At 51.1% G+C, this 17,290-nt stretch carries 18 protein-coding genes and 1 tRNA gene; 13 read left to right on the plus strand and 6 right to left on the minus strand.

Annotation, left to right across the window (positions count from 1 at the left end):
* Positions 1 to 3 precede the first annotated feature (3 nt).
* From QI197_03780 to rnz, 3 genes are read left to right on the plus strand one after another with little or no spacing between them, the layout of a single operon-like run.
* Positions 4 to 1,053 carry an NOG1 family protein gene (locus tag QI197_03780; GenBank protein MDK2372479.1) on the plus strand — a complete coding sequence of 350 codons (1,050 nt, stop codon included), beginning with the start codon at positions 4 to 6 and terminating at the stop codon, positions 1,051 to 1,053.
* A complete protein-coding gene (locus QI197_03785) occupies positions 1,025 to 2,062 on the plus strand; it encodes a DNA methyltransferase (GenBank protein MDK2372480.1) in 1,038 nt (345 codons plus the stop codon). Before QI197_03780 ends, QI197_03785 begins: the two co-directional genes overlap by 29 nt.
* Positions 2,038 to 2,967: a ribonuclease Z gene (gene rnz, locus QI197_03790; GenBank protein MDK2372481.1), complete on the plus strand. Its 930-nt coding sequence runs from the start codon at positions 2,038 to 2,040 to the stop codon at positions 2,965 to 2,967. The genes QI197_03785 and rnz overlap by 25 nt, the downstream gene beginning before the upstream one ends.
* Here the strand turns inward: rnz and QI197_03795 are convergent.
* Together QI197_03795 and QI197_03800 are read right to left on the minus strand one after the other, a co-directional pair.
* On the minus strand, positions 2,950 to 3,435 hold the full coding sequence (locus QI197_03795; protein MDK2372482.1) for an RNA-binding domain-containing protein: 486 nt from the start codon (positions 3,433 to 3,435) through the stop codon (positions 2,950 to 2,952). The two genes, rnz and QI197_03795, sit on opposite strands and share 18 nt — an antisense overlap.
* Positions 3,411 to 3,845, minus strand: a complete 435-nt coding sequence (locus QI197_03800) for a hypothetical protein (GenBank protein MDK2372483.1) — start codon at positions 3,843 to 3,845, stop codon at positions 3,411 to 3,413. Before QI197_03800 ends, QI197_03795 begins: the two co-directional genes overlap by 25 nt.
* A gap of 87 nt (positions 3,846 to 3,932) precedes the next feature.
* Between QI197_03800 and QI197_03805 the strand changes: the two genes are divergently transcribed.
* Positions 3,933 to 5,078 carry a MarR family transcriptional regulator gene (locus QI197_03805; protein ID MDK2372484.1) on the plus strand — a complete coding sequence of 382 codons (1,146 nt, stop codon included), beginning with the start codon at positions 3,933 to 3,935 and terminating at the stop codon, positions 5,076 to 5,078.
* Between the two features lie 6 nt (positions 5,079 to 5,084).
* Here QI197_03805 and QI197_03810 read toward each other — a convergent pair.
* Positions 5,085 to 5,171: transfer RNA gene (locus tag QI197_03810), tRNA-Leu, on the minus strand.
* A 31-nt stretch (positions 5,172 to 5,202) separates the two neighbouring features.
* Entirely contained in the window at positions 5,203 to 6,057 is an 855-nt protein-coding gene (locus QI197_03815) for an NAD(+)/NADH kinase (GenBank protein MDK2372485.1), read from the minus strand.
* A 60-nt stretch (positions 6,058 to 6,117) separates the two neighbouring features.
* Here QI197_03815 and QI197_03820 point away from each other — a divergent pair, with 60 nt between their 5' ends.
* The 8 genes from QI197_03820 to QI197_03855 all read left to right on the plus strand — a co-directional run bounded on the left by QI197_03820 (position 6,118) and on the right by QI197_03855 (position 14,880).
* Entirely contained in the window at positions 6,118 to 6,615 is a 498-nt protein-coding gene (locus QI197_03820) for a hypothetical protein (protein ID MDK2372486.1), read from the plus strand.
* Positions 6,615 to 8,756 carry a minichromosome maintenance protein MCM gene (locus tag QI197_03825; protein MDK2372487.1) on the plus strand — a complete coding sequence of 714 codons (2,142 nt, stop codon included), beginning with the start codon at positions 6,615 to 6,617 and terminating at the stop codon, positions 8,754 to 8,756. Before QI197_03820 ends, QI197_03825 begins: the two co-directional genes overlap by 1 nt.
* 4 nt (positions 8,757 to 8,760) lie before the next feature.
* Positions 8,761 to 10,872 (plus strand): DEAD/DEAH box helicase, encoded by a 2,112-nt coding sequence (locus tag QI197_03830; GenBank protein ID MDK2372488.1) that lies wholly within the window; start codon positions 8,761 to 8,763, stop codon positions 10,870 to 10,872.
* Positions 10,853 to 12,238 (plus strand): adenylosuccinate lyase, encoded by a 1,386-nt coding sequence (gene purB / locus QI197_03835; protein ID MDK2372489.1) that lies wholly within the window; start codon positions 10,853 to 10,855, stop codon positions 12,236 to 12,238. Before QI197_03830 ends, purB begins: the two co-directional genes overlap by 20 nt.
* Positions 12,207 to 13,556: an MBL fold metallo-hydrolase RNA specificity domain-containing protein gene (locus QI197_03840; GenBank protein ID MDK2372490.1), complete on the plus strand. Its 1,350-nt coding sequence runs from the start codon at positions 12,207 to 12,209 to the stop codon at positions 13,554 to 13,556. Before purB ends, QI197_03840 begins: the two co-directional genes overlap by 32 nt.
* Before the next feature lie 75 nt (positions 13,557 to 13,631).
* Positions 13,632 to 14,288: an Era-like GTP-binding protein gene (locus QI197_03845; protein MDK2372491.1), complete on the plus strand. Its 657-nt coding sequence runs from the start codon at positions 13,632 to 13,634 to the stop codon at positions 14,286 to 14,288.
* Positions 14,285 to 14,557, plus strand: a complete 273-nt coding sequence (locus QI197_03850) for a hypothetical protein (GenBank protein MDK2372492.1) — start codon at positions 14,285 to 14,287, stop codon at positions 14,555 to 14,557. Before QI197_03845 ends, QI197_03850 begins: the two co-directional genes overlap by 4 nt.
* On the plus strand, positions 14,551 to 14,880 hold the full coding sequence (locus tag QI197_03855) for a hypothetical protein (protein ID MDK2372493.1): 330 nt from the start codon (positions 14,551 to 14,553) through the stop codon (positions 14,878 to 14,880). The genes QI197_03850 and QI197_03855 overlap by 7 nt, the downstream gene beginning before the upstream one ends.
* On the opposite strand, the gene QI197_03860 is transcribed toward QI197_03855, so the two are convergent.
* Together QI197_03860 and QI197_03865 are read right to left on the minus strand one after the other, a co-directional pair.
* Complete coding sequence (locus QI197_03860) at positions 14,858 to 15,646, minus strand: tRNA (adenine-N1)-methyltransferase (GenBank protein ID MDK2372494.1); 789 nt, start codon at positions 15,644 to 15,646, stop codon at positions 14,858 to 14,860. The two genes, QI197_03855 and QI197_03860, sit on opposite strands and share 23 nt — an antisense overlap.
* Before the next feature lie 11 nt (positions 15,647 to 15,657).
* Positions 15,658 to 16,797: an NAD(P)/FAD-dependent oxidoreductase gene (locus tag QI197_03865; GenBank protein ID MDK2372495.1), complete on the minus strand. Its 1,140-nt coding sequence runs from the start codon at positions 16,795 to 16,797 to the stop codon at positions 15,658 to 15,660.
* 212 nt (positions 16,798 to 17,009) lie between these two features.
* Between QI197_03865 and QI197_03870 the strand changes: the two genes are divergently transcribed.
* Entirely contained in the window at positions 17,010 to 17,243 is a 234-nt protein-coding gene (locus tag QI197_03870) for a hypothetical protein (GenBank protein ID MDK2372496.1), read from the plus strand.
* The last annotated feature ends 47 nt before the right edge of the window (positions 17,244 to 17,290 follow it).

The raw sequence follows: 17,290 nt of genomic DNA on the forward strand, positions 1-17,290 counted from the left end.
GAATTGCCTAATCCCTTCAGAAGGGCCATGGTCCCTCTAAGCGTGGATGAACTGCTAGACATCTCCTTCAGGAGGGCCTTCAAGAAACCCAAGACTGCGTCGAGAAGAGGGGACAGGATAGCGACTTACAGATCTAGGGAAATATCCAGAATCCAGACGATCTCCGACACGGTGGTTAGCAGGCTAGATAAGGTGGTGAAGTCCTTCCCCAGCGTGGAAAGGTTAGATCCCTTCTACAGAGAACTTTTGGACGTCTTGGCTGGTGTAGATCAAGTGAGACACGCTCTAGGCGCCGTTAAATGGGCCTCCAAGACGATCTCGAGGATCTCCAGATCCTACATCTCCAAGATAAATTGGACAGAAGACCCTGAACGCATGGCGACCCTCAGGAGGGAGGCGACGGGTAGGATATCGTCCGTATTGAAGAGGATCAAGCCCGAATTGGACTTCTTGAGAGGAGTAACACCGAAGCTCAGGAATCTACCGGATTTGAATCCTGCTCTGCCCTCTGTAATAATAGCTGGCATGCCCAACACGGGAAAGAGCACACTTCTTTCCAAGATTACCACCAAGGAACCTGAGATAGCCCCATACCCTTTTACCACCAAAGGCATCATCATAGGACACCGGGATTTGGAGGGCGTTGGGAGGGTCCAGTTCATCGACACCCCTGGTTTGTTGGATAGACCTCTCTCCAAGAGAAATAGGATAGAGATGCAGGCTATAGTGGCCCTTAAGCATGTGGGTGGCTTGGTCCTGTATTTGCTCGATCCCACTGAGACTTGTGGCTATGCGCTGGACGAACAGAGGTCCCTGTTCAAGGACATCGTGGCTAACTTTTCTGGGGAGATAGTTGCCGTGATCAATAAGATAGATATGGAAAGTGACTATCTAGATAAGTTCTCCGAGATCAGAGGCTTCTTGATAGAGGAGGGGGCCGAATTCGTGGAGATATCTGCAGAGAGGGGTTTCGGAATGGAGGAGCTGCTGAGAACCGTTAGATCAAAGCTGGGAGGAAGACAAATTGAAGATAGCATTTCATCTATCGGGTGAGCATCCATCCCTTCCCAAGGCCGAGGTAAAGGCTGTTTTAGAGTCGTTCAATGTAATATTCGAGACACACTTGGACTTGGACTCGCTGCTAGTCTTAGATGTTGGAGATCTCCCGAGCTCATTCATGAGAAAGGTGGCAGCTAGACTCGCATACACTAGGTCAATAGGGAGGTTCCTAGTCGCCCTCAATCCAGCCGACTTTCCACAGGAGTTGGAGAGTATCGATCCGCCCAGAGTCGGTAAGAGGTTCAGAGCTACCGCTATTAGGGTAAAGGGATGCTGCAGCGAATTAAAACGTGTGGAGGTGGAGAGGGAGGTCGGTAGATGGGTACTGAGGGGTAATCCCCATTCCAAGGTTGACCTTACCAACCCCAATTCCGAGGTAGTGATAGTGATGACCTCTGGGCTGCTGGTGATCTACGTTAAGGAGGTCGAGGTGGACAGAACATCTTTCAAGATAAAGGAGGTCGCTGCACGACCTTTCGTCCATCCGGCTTCCATGAGACCTACCCTAGCCAGGGCTATGGTGAATCTAGCGAGGACTCGTGAGGGAGATCTAGTACTGGATCCTTTCTTGGGGGTTGGGGGCATAGCCCTTGAGGTGTTATCTATCGGTGCCCGCTTGGTGGGTGCCGATATAAGCGAAAGTAGAGTTATAGAGGCCAAGAACAACCTCATAGCCTACGGTTTCCTAGATGGTTTCAAGCTGATGGTCGGAGATGCGCTAAGTCTTGCGTTGGAGGAGAGGGCGGATCGCATAGTTACGGATCCGCCCTATGGGAGGATGAGCTCGGCTGTGGGCAGATCGCCTGAAGATTTGGCCAAAGATTTTGTAAGAAAGGCCCCAGCATATCTGAAGGAGAACGGATGGATGACGATCTCAGTCCCCGTGAATCATCTAAGTGAGGACGATTTCAGCAGGAGTGGATTTGAGGTAGTCGAATATTTTGATGTGAGGGAGCACAGGTCCCTCATTAGGAGGATATGGGTAGCGAGGATGGGAGAGTGAAGGTGAGGTTCCTCGGAACGAGTTCAGCGGTACCTACGGACGACAGAGGATTGCCTGCCATCCTTGTGAAGACATCAGGAGATTCTCTTCTATTGGACTGCGGTGAAGGTACTCAGAGGCAGTTGATCAAGGCCAGAGAGAGCTTAATGAAGATAGACAAGGTGATCATAACTCACCTCCATGGAGATCACTTTTTCGGGATTATGCCTATGATCCAGTCACTGAGCATACTGCGGAAGGGTTCTGAGCTCCTAGTAATCGGACCTAAGGATTTGCGTTACATACTGGAGGAGGTTGAGGAGAAGACCGGCTCTAAACCACAGTTCAAGGTGGTATTCAGGGAGATAGAGATCTCCAAGTCCATAGAACTAGGTAAGTTCACCGTAGAGTTCTTCCCCGTCGACCATGCTGGATTCGAGACCTATGGCGTCAGGATCAGAGAGAGAGATAGACCGGGGAGATTCGATCCTGTGAAGGCAGATGAGCTCGGCGTTCCTTTGGTATTAAGAAGCGTTCTCCAGAGGGGATTCTCCGTAAAGCTACCCGATGGTAGGATTGTGAGGCCCCAGGACGTTATGGGCCCGCCCCGCAGAGGAGCCATCCTCGTATACTCATCCGATACGAGACCGACCGAATCGGTTGTATCTGCGGCAAGGGGAGCTGATGCTTTGATACACGAGGCCACCTACCTCGATGAGTTAAGGGAGAGGGCTGTAGCTACCGGGCATAGCACCGCACTAGAAGCTGGTAAGATTGCGGAGGCTGCTGGCGTCAAGAGGTTAATCCTGACGCACTTCAGCGCCAGATACAGGGAGGAGGATCTAGTTAGGTTTGAAGAGGAGGCCGCTAAAGCTTATAGTGGACAAGTTATGGCTGCTCGGGATTTTCTAACCGTCGATCTCTGATGAGTTAGTCCTTCCGTAGAGTAGTTCGTGAGTGGTGGCCTCTCTAATGGGCCTCCCTCTCTCCGTTTTGGGGGTGAGCCAGTCGGCCAGTATTTGGGCGTCTCCTTCGTAATTTATGATAAGAGATATCACACCCAAGGGAGACATCTCGTCCTCATCGCAAAGCCTCACCTTACCCACATATGCTGCCTGTTTGTGGAATCTCAAGGCTCTCAGGTTTCCTCTCCTCGTCATGAGCAGACTTCTCGCGGTATCTAGTATCCTGTTATTTCTGAATGCTGATCTCAGTTTAATTAGCGCTTCATGACCCTCCTTCCTCACTCTTATCAGCTTCCTTCTTCCTTTCTCCTCTATATCGACATCATCGACCTCCTCGCTGAACGGGATTATGGTGTTCATAGCTTGGAGAACCCTTTTGATGTCTTCGGTCGGGTAGACTTCAGCTACCAGTGTTGCTCTGATCGCCAACCTTCGGTCAATATGCTCCAACCCGCGACCCTCCTCTTCAAGAAGCTACTTACCTCCTCCACCAAAGGGGGCAGACCCGTAGACTTATAGTAACTTCTGGGAAATTCATCTACTTTTCCTCCCATTTCTGTGATTATTCTCTTTAATTTATCATGCAAAGTCAAGCCTTCCGTATCAAAATCCGTGAGTATGATAAAAGTTCTTCCTATTATTCTAGCCTCTCCCAGCTCTCTGATGTCCCTGATCAGCCTAGAGGCGTGTGTGAATGTTGCACGAACACCAATATCCTCTAAAGCTGCTTCATCCTTTGGGCCCTCTACTATAACCTCTACATCCGAAAAGGACGCTCGCGAGTTCAGTTTCCTAACCCACTCCAATACTTGTTGAAAAAGGAGGGGATTTGTCTTCAAGTCAGGTCTCCCATCGACTAGAGCCGTGATAGTTTAATAATGTTTTCTTAGGTCCCCCTTAGGTAGCCATAAAAAGGTGAAGAGCCTATGAAACAAAACGCAACGATACTAGCAGGAATACTTCTACTCGTAATGGCCCAATTGAGTTTCCACTCCATCGGGGGACCCGTCGCCGGCGTAACTATAAATGAAATGAATGTTAGTACGGAGCTTTATGAGAATACATCTGTTAAGGTAACGATCACCGCTGAGATCGTTGTTAGTGAAGAATACAATAGCAGCGTTAACTCACTGATGTTCCCAATACTTCCGGTGGGTATAGTCATGGAGAATCCGTATAAAGGCATAGAGAATTTGAGACCGCTGTCAGGGGACATCTCCGTAAGTAAGATCGAAACGAAGTCCTATGCCGACGTCATATTGGTCAAATTCGGAAAGGAAATGAGGCCCGGTGATGTAAGGAATATCACATTCTCTTTCATGTTTAAGCCGAACACCATACTGGTCAGGCTTAAAGACAACACGTATAGGCTAGTATATCGCTTCTACATGCCTAATGCTACTGTAGAATACAACAGGTCTACCATGAGGATATTGCTTCCATACGGAGCTGCCATAACCAAGATAGGGACTTCCGGTGCCGTGGAGATGGATCCCTTATCAGAGAGGCTGACAGCATTTTGGAAACCCTTCCCCCTACCGAGGGGAAACGCATGGGACTTCAGCATAGTATTTAGAGTAGAGGGAGAAACTCTACCCCCTAAGAGCGAAGAGACAATGGTCATCACCAATACTACGCCGTCAAATGGTGGGGAGAGAGGGCTACCCCTCACGGAGCTACTGTTGGCCATTCTAGGATCGAACGTTATAACGGGAGGGATAGCCTTCATGCTCTACAAGAGAGCATCAAGGGGACCCAGAGTGGAGGGATGGTCTGGTTCCTCGCCTGAGGAGATAGTTTTAGATGATGAGACAGAGGAACAGTACAGGGAGCTGATGGAGAGGCTTGACAGGGATGAACGCAGTATTCTGGATATAATACTAGAGAAAGGAGGGAAAATCGAGCAGAAGGACCTCCCTGAGCTCACGGGCTTCTCTAAAAGCAAGGTGTCTAGGATTTTGAAGCGGTTGGACTCGGCAGGTGTAGTGAGGAGAACCTCCGTGGGTAAGACGAAGATAGTTGAGATAAACCCGGTTCTCATAGAGATGTTCAGGAAGTACGGAGAACTGTGAGGTGAATGCGGGGGGTGGGATTCGAACCCACGCGGGCCTGACGCCCAACGGATCTTGAGTCCGTCGCCTTGGACCTGGCTCGGCCACCCCCGCCCCGCGTTCATGTCCTTCCATTCTCAGGAATTTAAAGGTTTTGTGGGAGTATGCCCGTTTCTAAGTAGTCCATTATGCCTGTTAGCCTCCTTGGAACCATCCTCTTGACTATCCTCTTGTAGAAGTCGGCTGGGTTAGAAGACAATCGGACGAAAACGCCCTTGATATCTGAGCCTGAAACTCTGATCGGGGGTCTCATCTTCAGTGGAGTGAGACCGTCAGCTACGATGTAGGCTTGGGGATCTGGGGACCATATCTCCACCTCCGACTCTAAGGGGAGTATAAAAGACTTGACTGCGAGGGTGAGGCTAGGTGGCCACGGAGCTACGTAAGACACGACCATGTCCTTGGATCTGGGATCAACTAGGGGACCGCCAGCCGCAAGAGAATAAGCTAGTGAGCCGGTTGGAGTGGATATTATGACCCCATCGCATATGCACTCCCCAGTTGGAATCCCATCAACAGCTATTCCCAACCTAGACGACTTACCGAGCTTTCCACTCCTTATCAAGAACTCGTTTAGTGCTACGAGCTTGACATCACCTCTAGTTTCAATAGTCGATGTCTCCTCGAGCCAGTACATTCCTCTCGAGAGTATATCCGGTATATACTCTATCTCGTCTGGATCGACCTCTAGCAATGTTCCATACGTCCCATCTTTCACTCCCAAGACCGGTACCCCACCCAAGGTCTGATGGAAAGCCCTGAGAAGTGTTCCGTCCCCACCGATGACCACGACCACGTCTGGACCGTCTTCTAATCCCACGATCCTTATTTTAGACTCTTTAAGTAGACTCTCAAGCCTTTTGGCCAGCTTTAACGTCTTCTTCTTGCCGTCATTGTATATCAGCGTTACGCTGCTTGCTGGAGAGCCCTTTACCAGCATCGCATGAATTTGGAGTCGTGCTTATTTAACATACTTTCTGGAATAGATGGGTGCCCCTCCGTGATATCTAAGAGAATGGCTCGCGTCTTGGAGGAGATACAGCAGGTTAAGATCACACCTAAAAGGGATTTAAGCCTGAAGTGGCTTGGAATCAGGTTGTTCAAAGATGTGGAAGCGGAAGTACCCAAGTGGTTGGCTGATATCCTAGCGGAGGAGGGCTTCGCTGAGGTCGAGGAGGTGAACTGGAGGATCATCAGCGAGAAGCTTTACAAGGAGAAAGTGTCCCTGATGCCCTTAGAACTCCCCCCCTACACGTATCCCCTGATCAGGGAGATATTGGAGCGATCCCCTGAGGATTCTCTGATACGTAGGGATGCGATTTCCCTAGTAAATAAGAGGATTTCCAAGATCTTGAATCATATAAGAACCTCGATAGCGTTAACGAGTAAAAGAACTCCCAAAAATCTCCTGCCTGAAGAACTCATCCTTTATAATGCCCTGAGGGCGGTTGTAGATGGGTGGATGAGCGCTTTCTTAGGAGTAAGGGATGATGAATAATGGTGGAGAGGGCCCCTCTTCTGTCTCCCGATGAGCTCGCTGAGAAGTATAAGGAGTTCATAAGGTTCTACTTGGATGGAGACGGTGAGCCCATCTATAGCAACGCATTAGCTCAGATGATAGAGGATCAAAAGAGATCCCTAGAGGTTAATTGGGTCCATCTTTACAATTTCAACCCTGAATTCAGGGAGATAGCCGAGGATATCATAGTTCATCCGACTTTCCATTTAGAAGCCGCCTCCAGAGCCCTGAAGGAGCTTGTAAGCGAACTCTTAGGTGATCTGGTCAGGGAGGATAAGTTCAGGATCTACAGCGGGGGAGACTTCCACCTCAGGTTCTACAATGTCCCTACAAAGGCAGCCCTGAGGGATGTGACCAAGTTCTCCATAGGGAGACTGGTAGAGATAGAGGGGATAATCACCAGGGTATCGGACATCTATGATAAGCTGGAGAGAGCCGTGTACGTGTGTACTAATCCCATGTGTGGTAGAGTAGAGGAAATTGAGGTAATCAGTGGAAGATTCAGGCCTCCAGATAAATGTCCCGACTGCGGGGCGCCAATGAGGTTCGATCACGAGCTCAGCGAGTTCGTGAGATGGAGGACTATAAGGATCCAAGAGAGGCCAGAGGATCTCCCTCCAGGTATGATGCCTGAGCATATAGACGGGATCCTCTTGGATGATATAGTGGATGAGGTCAAGCCGGGAGATAGGGTCAAGATCACGGGAATAATAAGGATCAAGCCAGCTAGAAGGGACGAGGGAAGGGGGCAAGGTCCGATCTATAAGCGTTATTTGGAGATAGTGCATGTCGAGGTTCCGAATAGAATCTACGAGAAGCTTGAGATAACTCCAGAGGACGAGGAGGAGATCTGGAGGTTAGCTGAGAGGAAAGATCTAGAGGATCTCATCGTCAAGTCCATTGCCCCCTCCGTGTTCGGCTGGATAGAGGTAAAGAGGGCGATAGCTTATGCCCTCTTCGGAGGCAGTACCAAGATACTGGCCGACGGCTCTAAGGTAAGGGGAGAGATAAACATCCTCATGGTGGGGGATCCGGGAGTTGCCAAGAGCCAGCTTCTCAAATACGCTGCGCAATTAGCGCCTCGAGGCTTATACACGACAGGAAAGGGATCGACCGCGGCAGGCCTGACCGCTGCGGTTGTTAGGGACTCTGCAACGGGCGGATGGACTCTCGAGGCCGGTGCGCTGGTACTGGCAGACAGGGGAGTCGCTTGCATCGACGAGTTTGACAAGATGAACGAGGACGATAGGAGATCAATACATGAAGCCATGGAGCAGCAGACTATTTCGATAGCTAAGGCAGGGATAGTGGCTACACTTAACGCGCGGACTACCATTATTGCCGCAGCTAACCCGAAGAAGGGCAGGTACGATGACTACGTTTCCATAACTGAGAACATAAACCTCCCACCAACGATCCTCTCCAGGTTTGACCTAGTGTTCATAATGAAGGACAGACCGAGCCCCGAAGCCGACAGCATGGTAGCCGAGCACATACTCATCACCAGAATGGGGAGGAACCCCGAAGCCAAGCCCCCGATAGATCCTACTCTGTTGAAGAAGTACATAGCGTACGCGAAGCAGAACATAGACCCAACGCTAACCGACGAGGCCGCCAGAAAGATAAAGGAATTTTACGTAGAGATGAGGAAGAAGGGCATAGCTAGGGATGAGGAGGGAGGAGATATCCTCTTCGAGACCATCGCAATAACCCCGAGGCAATTAGAGGCTCTCATAAGGCTCAGCGAGGCTAGGGCTAGGATGCACCTCAGGAAGGAGGTGACAGACGAGGACGCCGAGATGGCGATCAAGTTGGTGAATATAATGCTGGAGGGGGCCGCTCACGATGTAGTATCTGGGATAAGGGATATCACCGGGCTCATGACTGGCGTCTCCTACACGATGGTCAAGAGGAGGGAGATAGTCTACTCGCTGATCAAGCAGCTAGTGAAGGAATCTGAGGACGGTACCGTTGATAGGGATGTAGTGGTGAGGCTAGCCGCTGAGAAGCTCAATCTGAGGGGGAAGGAGTACGTGATAGAGGACATCCTGAAGAAGCTCAACGAGGACGGTCTGATAATATTCCCTAAGCTGGACAAAATCAGCCTGTTAGAAGGATGAAAGAATGGGACTAGAGGATCTCCTCGAGAGTTTGGGTGTTACGGAGCTTTACCCGACGCAGAAGGTGATTCTAGAGAGGAATCTGCTTGAGAAGGGGAACTTCGTTTTAGCTGCTCCTACCGCTGCTGGGAAGACACTATCAGCCGAGATGGTAATGAATGAAGAGTTAGAAAAGGGAGGAAAGGTCCTCTACCTAGTACCTCTGCGTTCTTTGGCCTATGAGAAGTATGAGGAGTTCTCTCGGGTGTTCAGCGGTCATAAAGTGAGGGTCTCGATAGGCGACTACGACTCGTCCGAGGAGCCTCTAGCCCAGTACGACCTCGTAGTGATGACGTATGAGAAGTTCGATTCGGTTCAGAGGCATGGGACTGCTTGGCTAGGGCAGCTGACCCTCCTAGTGCTGGACGAGGTTCACTACGTTGGAGATCCCTACAGGGGACCTACCCTCGAGATGGCCGTCTCCAAGTTCATGTACGATAACGATGATGCGAGGAGGGTAGCCCTCAGCGCGACCATCACTAACTTGGAGGAAATCGCATCATGGCTGGGAGCCACCCCTCTGAGAGTTAACTGGAGACCCGTTCCCTTGAGGGTGGCTATGTATCACGCTGGACACCTGATATTCCAAGATGGAGAGATCGAACCACTGCCTGGGGAAGGGGTCCTCCCACTAGTCATGAGGAGCTTGGAGAGTGGTGGTCAGGTCATAATATTCTACAACAGGAGGATGGATGCTGTCTCTTGGGCTGAGAGGCTCTCGTCAAAGTTGAATCTGGAAGGAGTGGAGTTGGAGGAGTTTGTTGAAGGGAGTCTAGACGGATACAGCTCCTCCAAGCTCGTGGAGAAGCTTGCCCTCTTCATGAGGAGGGGGGTCGCCTTCCACCATGCCGGATTACCCTTCGAGTTGAGGAAAGCTGTAGAAAACGCTTTTCGCTCTGGAAAGATCAGGGTGATAACTGCGACTCCAACCCTAGCAGCAGGAGTGAACTTGCCAGCTAGGACCGTCATCATAAGCTCCTACAGGAGGTTCGACAGGAGATTGGGTAGAATGGCTCTCATCTCGGTGATGGAATTCTGGCAGATGGTTGGGAGAGCCGGTCGACCTAGATACGACCCCTATGGCGAGGCCTTCGTGGTCGTCGGAAGTGGGAGTGATGCCGAGAGGGTGTTCAAGAGATATCTCTCATCGGAGCCTGAGCCGATAACCTCGTCGTTATACGATATATCTCAGCTTAGGAACCATGTTTTGGCGCTTGTATCTTCTCGGGGATATATGAGCAAGTCTGATCTCGATGAAATCTTCAGGAGGACCCTTCTTTATATCCAAGGCGGGAGTAAGCTCATAGATAGATCCTTACCCTACGTCCTATCGTCTCTGGAACGGGAAGGGTTCTTAGTGAGCGAGCACGACGGTTACAAGGCTACCTCGATTGGCAAGAGGGTCTCCGAGCTTTATGTAGATCCATCGTCGGCTCACCTAATGATTCGATCCTTGGACGAACTTGATCAGAGATTCGGCTCCGGCGATTCTGTAGAGCTACCCGTCCTACACCTCATCTCGATGGTTCCCGATATGCCGAGGGTTTCCCTCCAGCGTGGCGGTAGATCCCTGTTAGAGGAGGTACTAGAGGGAGTTGATCTCCTTCTTCCAATTGAGGAGATCCCCGTCTCCTCAATGAGCGAGCTCCTTCAAATTACCAAGGCTGCGCTCTCCTTGAAACTTTGGATCGAGGGTGTTGCTGAAGGAGATATCGAGGAGAGGCTTGGAATAGAGCCGGGCGATCTGAGAGGACTGGCTGAGACAGGTGCTTGGCTCTGTTACGCTTTCTCGGAGATAGCCAGACTATTGAGGAAGAAGGCGCTCGCTAACTGGCTGGGCACCCTGTCCATGAGGCTGAAACACGGCATACCGGAGGAGATGTTCCAACTCGTCTCAATAAGAGGGGTGGGTAGGATAAGGGCCAAGGTCCTCTTTGAGGCTGGGTACAGGACCGTTAAGGATATAGCTGAGGCGACTCCAAGGGACCTCGAGAGGTTGCCGGGGATAGGAAGGCGTCTGTCCAAGGAGATAATAGAGCAAGCGAGGTCAATGATCCATGCCGGTTCACCCGATTGATTACAGATATGGATCGAGCGAGATGAGGCGTGTCTTCGAACCTGAAAACAGAGTGAGGCTCATGGCCCGAGTGGAGGTCGCCCTACTCGAGGCACTCGCGGACAGAGGTATAGTGCCCAGAGAGGCGGTCGAGGATGTGAGGAGGGCTGCTGAGTCCTTAAGCTGGGATGAGGTGAGGAAGGAAGAGAGGATCACGAAGCATGAGACGATGGCCTTGGTCAGGGTGCTGGCTAGGAAGGCGGGGAGGAGTGGGATGCATGTGCACCTCGGGATAACCTCTAACGATGTGCTCGATACGGTGATGGCCCTGCAAATCAGAGAAGCTGGATCTCTGCTCGTGAGGAGGGCAGTAAACCTCCTAGAGGAAATCGTCAGTAGAGGGGAGGAGGTAAGGAAGAAGGGGATAGTGGCTCCAGGTAGGACGCACGGCGTCATAGCGGACCCGATCCCTCTCTCAATGAAGTTCGCGCTGTGGTCGTATTTCGTGAGGAAGAGTTTGGAAAGCCTATTAGAGACCCTAAATGATGCTGCAGTCTGCAAGATATCTGGCGCAGTCGGGACGATGGCCGCGCTCGTGGAGCTGGGCGTCGAGGATCCCATAAAATTCCAAGAAGATGTGTTGGGTAGGCTCGGCCTTAAAGCCGCAGAGATAAGCACTCAGGTAGTTCCTAGGGACAGGCTAGCCCGGCTAATCGCATCTATATCGGCAATGTCCTCCTCCTTAGATGCCATAGCTAACGAGATAAGGAACCTTCACAGGACGGAGATAGGAGAGATTCAAGAGTACTTCGAATCCACCGCTCAGGTCGGATCTAGCACCATGCCTCACAAGAGGAATCCCATAAAGAGCGAGAAGGTCTGCGGGCTAGCGAAGGTGGTGAGATCCCTCGCAATAACAGCGCTCGAGAACGTAGTGCTCGAGCATGAGAGAGATCTGACGAATAGTTCTGCAGAAAGGTGTTTCCTGCCCGAAGCTTTCCTGCTACTGGAAGAGCAACTCATCTCTCTTACCGATGTGATGAGAAATCTGGTGATCAATGAGGATCGGATAAGGGAAAATCTCGTAAGGTACTCTGACCTAGCTTTGAGTGAGAGGTTGATGATAGCCCTAGTGAAGAAGGGCTTAGGAAGACAGGAGTCCCATGAGCTAGTGAGGAGGGTAGCGATGACATCCTACGAGCGGGGAGAGCCCCTATTCAAGGTCGCCTTGGAAGACTCGACCATAAGCGGCCTCCTAACTCCTGAGGAGGTTGAAGCCCTGAGAGATCCTAACACATATATCGGGGCTGGTCATGAGATAGCCCGTCTGGAATTTGAGAGAGCTAAAAGACTAATTGAGGAGGTGCGTAAGAACGAGCGGGATTAAGCTCAGGTTCTTGGGTGCTGCCGAGAGGGTAGGAAGATCCAGCTTAGAGGTGATCGGGAAGGAAGGGTCGATCATACTCGATTCCGGCGTCGATTTCGGGGGGAGGGGCAGGGACAAATTCCCTTTGGATCCTCAGCATGAAGTCAGCTCCCTAGTGCTGACCCATGCTCATCTAGATCATTCAGGGTATGCCCCCGCCGTAGTATCCAAATGGGAATGCGACCTCCTAGCTACCCCTCCCACCGTAGATGTGTCCGAGATCCTACTGAGGGATTTCCTTAATCTATTTCCTGAAGATGAACCGAAGCCCTTCACCAATCAGGATATAGGGTTGCTGAAGAAGAGGGAGAGGTCCATCAGATTCGGCATGTCCACCCAAGTGAGAGATTGGGAGGTCATCCCCTTCAACGCGGGGCACGTACTGGGCTCCGCGATGATATATCTGAGATCGCCTGATGGGATTTCCCTTCTGTACACGGGCGATCTGAACACATCAAATACTAGGACGCTCAGAGGCGCAGATGTAAACCTCCCGGAAGTGAATTACCTCGTGATAGAGAGTACGTACGGCGGAGACCAGGATGTCCACCCCTCCAGGAAGAAGGTGGAGAGGAAGTTCGTCGAGGACATAAGGTCCGTTATCCAGTCCGGTGGCGTGACGATCGTCCCAGCTTTCGCATTAGGAAGGGCCCAAGAGGTCCTTCTGACGCTAATCCACTATATGGAGTCTGGATTCCTCCCCGAGGTCCCGATATTCGTTGATGGTATGATCAGGGAGGTCTCCAAATTCTACACCATTTACTGGTCTTGGCTTAGACCTGAGCTGCAGAGGAGGGTGAGGGAGAGCAAGAGAGGTCTGTTCGATCACAGAGCGATAGAGGAGGTCTGGAGCAGGGATGAGATCTTGGATCTCAGTGAGCCCTTCATAGTGGTAACTACATCTGGAATGCTCCAAGGAGGTCCGGTTCTCACCTACTTAAAGCACTTCGGGACGAAAAAGGGAAACCTGATCTATCTGACGGGATACCAAGTCAAGGGAACTAGGGGCAGACTATTGATGGATGGTGAGAGGGACGTACCAATGCCTGACGGTAGCACGATACGCATAGAGGCAGACGTCAAGTTCGCCGACTTCTCCGCCCACGCCGACCAGCCAAACCTGATCAATTTCGTATCTAAGTTGAGTGAAAGCGGACTGAAGGAAGTTATTCTGGTCCATGGGGAGCCCGATAAGATGCGTCAGTTGAGAAGAAAGTTGGAGAAGAGGGGAATCAGGACGTATATCCCAAAGCTGGGTGAGGTAGTCCGGCTGAGCTAGGAGTTAGATATTTAAGGCGCATTACATCCCAGTTAGGCCCTTTATAACGGCAATGGAATCTGTTTATATGGGAAAATGCTGGCCAGACTCGTGGAGCCGAAGCAAAGTGGTGGATTCATTTCTAGAATATTTTCTAGGCTCTTCCGTAGGAGGAAGAGGATAATACTGGGTATCTACGGTCCGGTCAATTCTGGAAAGACAACTCTAGCCAATAGGATCTGCATGGACTTCGTGGGGGAGAAGCTCGGGACCGTGAGCAGAGTGCCTCACGAGACCAGGACCGTCAGCGTAATGGAGAACGTCTCCCTCAGGTTGAGAAATGGTTCTTCCCTAGTAATGGATGTCGTTGATACGCCGGGAATAGCGATGAGGGTCACTTACAGGAGTTTCCTTAGATACGGGTTCAAGAAAGAGGAGGCTCTAGAGAGAGCTGCCGAGGCGGCTAAGGGAGTTGTTGAGGCCATAAAGTCGATGGAGAGGGTCGATGTGGCCTTGATAGTGTTAGACTCCACCAAGGATCCGACATCGCAAGTTAACTGGGTGATAGCTGGAAATCTGAAGGCTAGGGGGATACCTTACATAGTGGTGGCTAACAAGATCGACCTCCCGTATGCCAGGCCCAACAGGGTGGAGAAGGCCTTTTCAGAGGACTCGGTCGTGAAGATCTCGGCTTTAAGGGGAGACAATATTGAGAGCCTCTATGAGGCCATAGCGGAGGTAGCCAGTGGATGAACATACTGTTCCTGGAGGAACTCTCTGAGGATAGCGTGCGTGAAGTGATCAGCCTCTTGATAGAGGGAGGCATCGTCATAACGAGGACCATAGATCCAAAAGCGGTGGTCTCTGCCCTAGAATCCCTACTATCTAGACACGAGGGCGAATCATCTGGGATGGAGATAGAGAAGCTCTCTGAAGGGGGGCCCTACCTCATTCACCCTGGAGGGGTAAAGCTGTCTAAGAGGAGAGGCTCCGTCCTCATTTCGGGTGTAGAACCTTGCTGAAGGTAATGTTAGTTTGCAGGTCCTGTGGGTTTAAGAAGGATTTGGAGGGATCTGATGAGACCCTCCCGGAGACCTGCTCATCCTGCGGTTCGAGAGACTTGGAGTTCGTCGTCTACAGGGTTAGCGAAAAGCCTGAAAGAGAGATAGAGCGTGAGGTCTCTGAAAGCGGGATCCAGTCACTTGTAGAGGAGGCCTTCCTGAGGGAGGTCTCGGAAGGGGAGTGGGAGATCGATCTCTCTAGGACGATCACCGAGGAAGTGATGGTTGCGGAGCTGGAGCCAGGGGAGTACGAGATAGTGTTCAGGTTGAGGAGGGCGGGCTAATCTTTCTGCCGAATATTATGAAGCCCGTATGCGCTATCATTCTAGGGTGGGGCTTGGTCCTCCTCTCATCGCTTTCGTACTCCCTATCCAATATCTCATGAACCTCCACCATGCTGAACCCTGCCTCCTTGGCCTTCACTACAGTTTTGCTTATCTGTTCACAGGAGGGGACAAAGGCTACGAAGATGCCGTTGGGCTTCAGCTTCTCGTGGATCATAGGGAGGAGTTCCCAAGGATCGGGTACATCGATGAATGCCGCATCTACATCCTCTTCATCTATTCCCTGCTTCGCATCCTTCAATTTCAGGACAACATTGGTCAGTTGAAGGGTCTTCAAGTTCCTCTCCGCCATCTTAAGTGACGACTCCCTCGCATCATAACTATACACCTTCCCATTGGGGCCCAGAAATGTGGCGAGCACTATAGTCAGGGCCCCGGATCCCGTTCCTATCTCAACCACCTTATCCCCTGGCTTGATCCCTGATTTCAGTAGAATGAAGCCCGAGTCCTTGGGATATATTATCTGGGTGGCCCTGCCCAACTTCTCAATAATGTCCGCTAATGTTGGCCTGTGTACCTCGACCGGGACGCCCTTATTGGTTCGAACTACCGATCCCCAATCCTTTCCTATCAGTAAGGAGAGGTCTATGTATCCTTTATGTGTGTGAACCCTCTTCTCCTCCTTGACTCTCACTAAGAACTTCTTGGGCCTCCCCTTCTTGCTGTAAACAACTAGGAGGGCAGTGTCGCCCTCCTTTATAGGCAACAGGACACCTCCTACAGGAGAGCCTTAGCCACCTTAGTGGCTAAGATCGGGTGTTTCATTAGCTTCATGGCCACCTTACCCAAATTCATCCCGTTCGCCAAGTTTATCACGTCCTCGTAATCCAGCACATCTGCTAGCTGGTTGAGATCTTCATCGCCCAGTCTCTCGAAGACCCTCATGGCCTTCAAGCTATCGTTTATCCTCTTTATCCAGTGCTCATATTCCTTCTCGAAGGTCTTAAGGGACCTAGCTGAGGTATCTCCCTTCTCTATGGCCTCCTTTATGACCTTGCTGGCCGCCTTGCCCGCAGCTATCGAGGAGTGAATACCAGCGCCGGTGAAGGGGATGACCATACCCGCTGCATCTCCTAAGAGTATGAGATTGTCTGCAATGTACTCCTTAGCCATACCACCGATAGGGACTGCTGCCCCTCCAACCCCCATTATCTTGGCTTTTTTGAAGAGTTCAGGTCTTTCCTTTATGAATTTATCCAGGTAAGGCTTGGGCGCCCCCGGCCGCACTCCAATACCCACGTTGGCTATCTCTTCGTCCTTCGGGAATATCCAAGCGTATCCCCCTGGAGCCATGGAGCCTACGTATATGTGGCCGGTTGTGTGGGAGTCCAGTTCTACGCCAACCATCTTGTACTGATAAACGGGGATCAGTTCGGTAGTGTTATCCAGACCGGCCGTCTTGGCGACGACTGAGTTGTATCCATCCGCGCCGATGACCACCTTTCCCTTGATCACCTCGCCCCTAGAGGTCTTAACTCCTACGACCTTGCCTCCCTCCTTAACTATCCCCCCTACTCTCTCCCCCATCCTAAATTCGGCACCTGCCTTTAGCGCTTCCTTACCCATCTCCTGGAGAAACAGGTCCTTGTTTATAGCGAAACCGTGCAGCGGGATCTCAACATACTTTCCCGAGGGGGAGTACACTCTCATGCTGAGCTCGTTTGCAACTATACCTGGTTTGGGTTCTATCCCGGCTGTTTCGAAGGTCTCCTTGCTCACTCCTTCACCGCAGGGCTTCCAAGCCTTGATATCGGAATAGGCCTCGAAGAGCAGGGTTTTGAGCCCCAGTTCAGAGGAAAACCTCGCCGCGGATAGGCCAGCGGGTCCACCGCCGACTATTATGACATCCCATTCCATAGTGGCACCTGGGCTTCTAACCCCGACCCTATTTCAGCGTTTTCACACAGGGATCTCATTTAACCAATCGACGTAAACAATGGTGGAACGGCAAGGCAGATAGGTAAAGTTTTATAGACAGAAATGTTACTTTAGTGTTAGTTGGGAGGCTCAGGCCCTCCCACGTCGTCATCCCTCCGGCTGATGCCGGATGACGGCGAAAGGTGAATAAATTGAGGGTTCTGATGGATGCGCATTTAAGGATCCTACGGAAACTAGAGAAAGCTGGAAATGACGGTATCGTTGCATCTGAACTGATTCCTGACAGGGTAGCTAGGGAGTTCGTCCTGAAGTACCTCGCCAACAAGGGCCTTATTACAAGGAGGAGAAGGTTCAGGGGGGAGCGAGTCTTCATAACTCCTAAGGGACTTAACCTACTGAGAAGCGAGGGTAATGGCATTTCCTGAACCATCAGCCTTCCTTTTTATTATTTTGATATAAGTGGTTAGGGCTC

The sequence above is a fragment of the Thermoproteota archaeon genome (assembly GCA_030130125.1).
In the GTDB taxonomy this organism is placed as follows: domain Archaea; phylum Korarchaeota; class Korarchaeia; order Korarchaeales; family Korarchaeaceae; genus Korarchaeum.

What these genes read in the sequence shown, in the direction of transcription:
- purB (MDK2372489.1), top strand. Translation starts at nt 10,853, where the DNA reads ATGCCGGTTCACCCGATTGATTACAGATATGGATCGAGCGAGATGAGG.
- rnz (MDK2372481.1), top strand. Translation starts at nt 2,038, where the DNA reads ATGGGTAGCGAGGATGGGAGAGTGAAGGTGAGGTTCCTCGGAACGAGT.
- QI197_03830 (MDK2372488.1), top strand. Translation starts at nt 8,761, where the DNA reads ATGGGACTAGAGGATCTCCTCGAGAGTTTGGGTGTTACGGAGCTTTAC.
- QI197_03805 (MDK2372484.1), top strand. Translation starts at nt 3,933, where the DNA reads ATGAAACAAAACGCAACGATACTAGCAGGAATACTTCTACTCGTAATG.
- QI197_03845 (MDK2372491.1), top strand. Translation starts at nt 13,632, where the DNA reads ATGCTGGCCAGACTCGTGGAGCCGAAGCAAAGTGGTGGATTCATTTCT.
- QI197_03850 (MDK2372492.1), top strand. Translation starts at nt 14,285, where the DNA reads ATGAACATACTGTTCCTGGAGGAACTCTCTGAGGATAGCGTGCGTGAA.
- QI197_03815 (MDK2372485.1), bottom strand. Translation starts at nt 6,057, where the DNA reads ATGCTGGTAAAGGGCTCTCCAGCAAGCAGCGTAACGCTGATATACAAT.
- QI197_03825 (MDK2372487.1), top strand. Translation starts at nt 6,615, where the DNA reads ATGGTGGAGAGGGCCCCTCTTCTGTCTCCCGATGAGCTCGCTGAGAAG.
- QI197_03865 (MDK2372495.1), bottom strand. Translation starts at nt 16,797, where the DNA reads ATGGAATGGGATGTCATAATAGTCGGCGGTGGACCCGCTGGCCTATCC.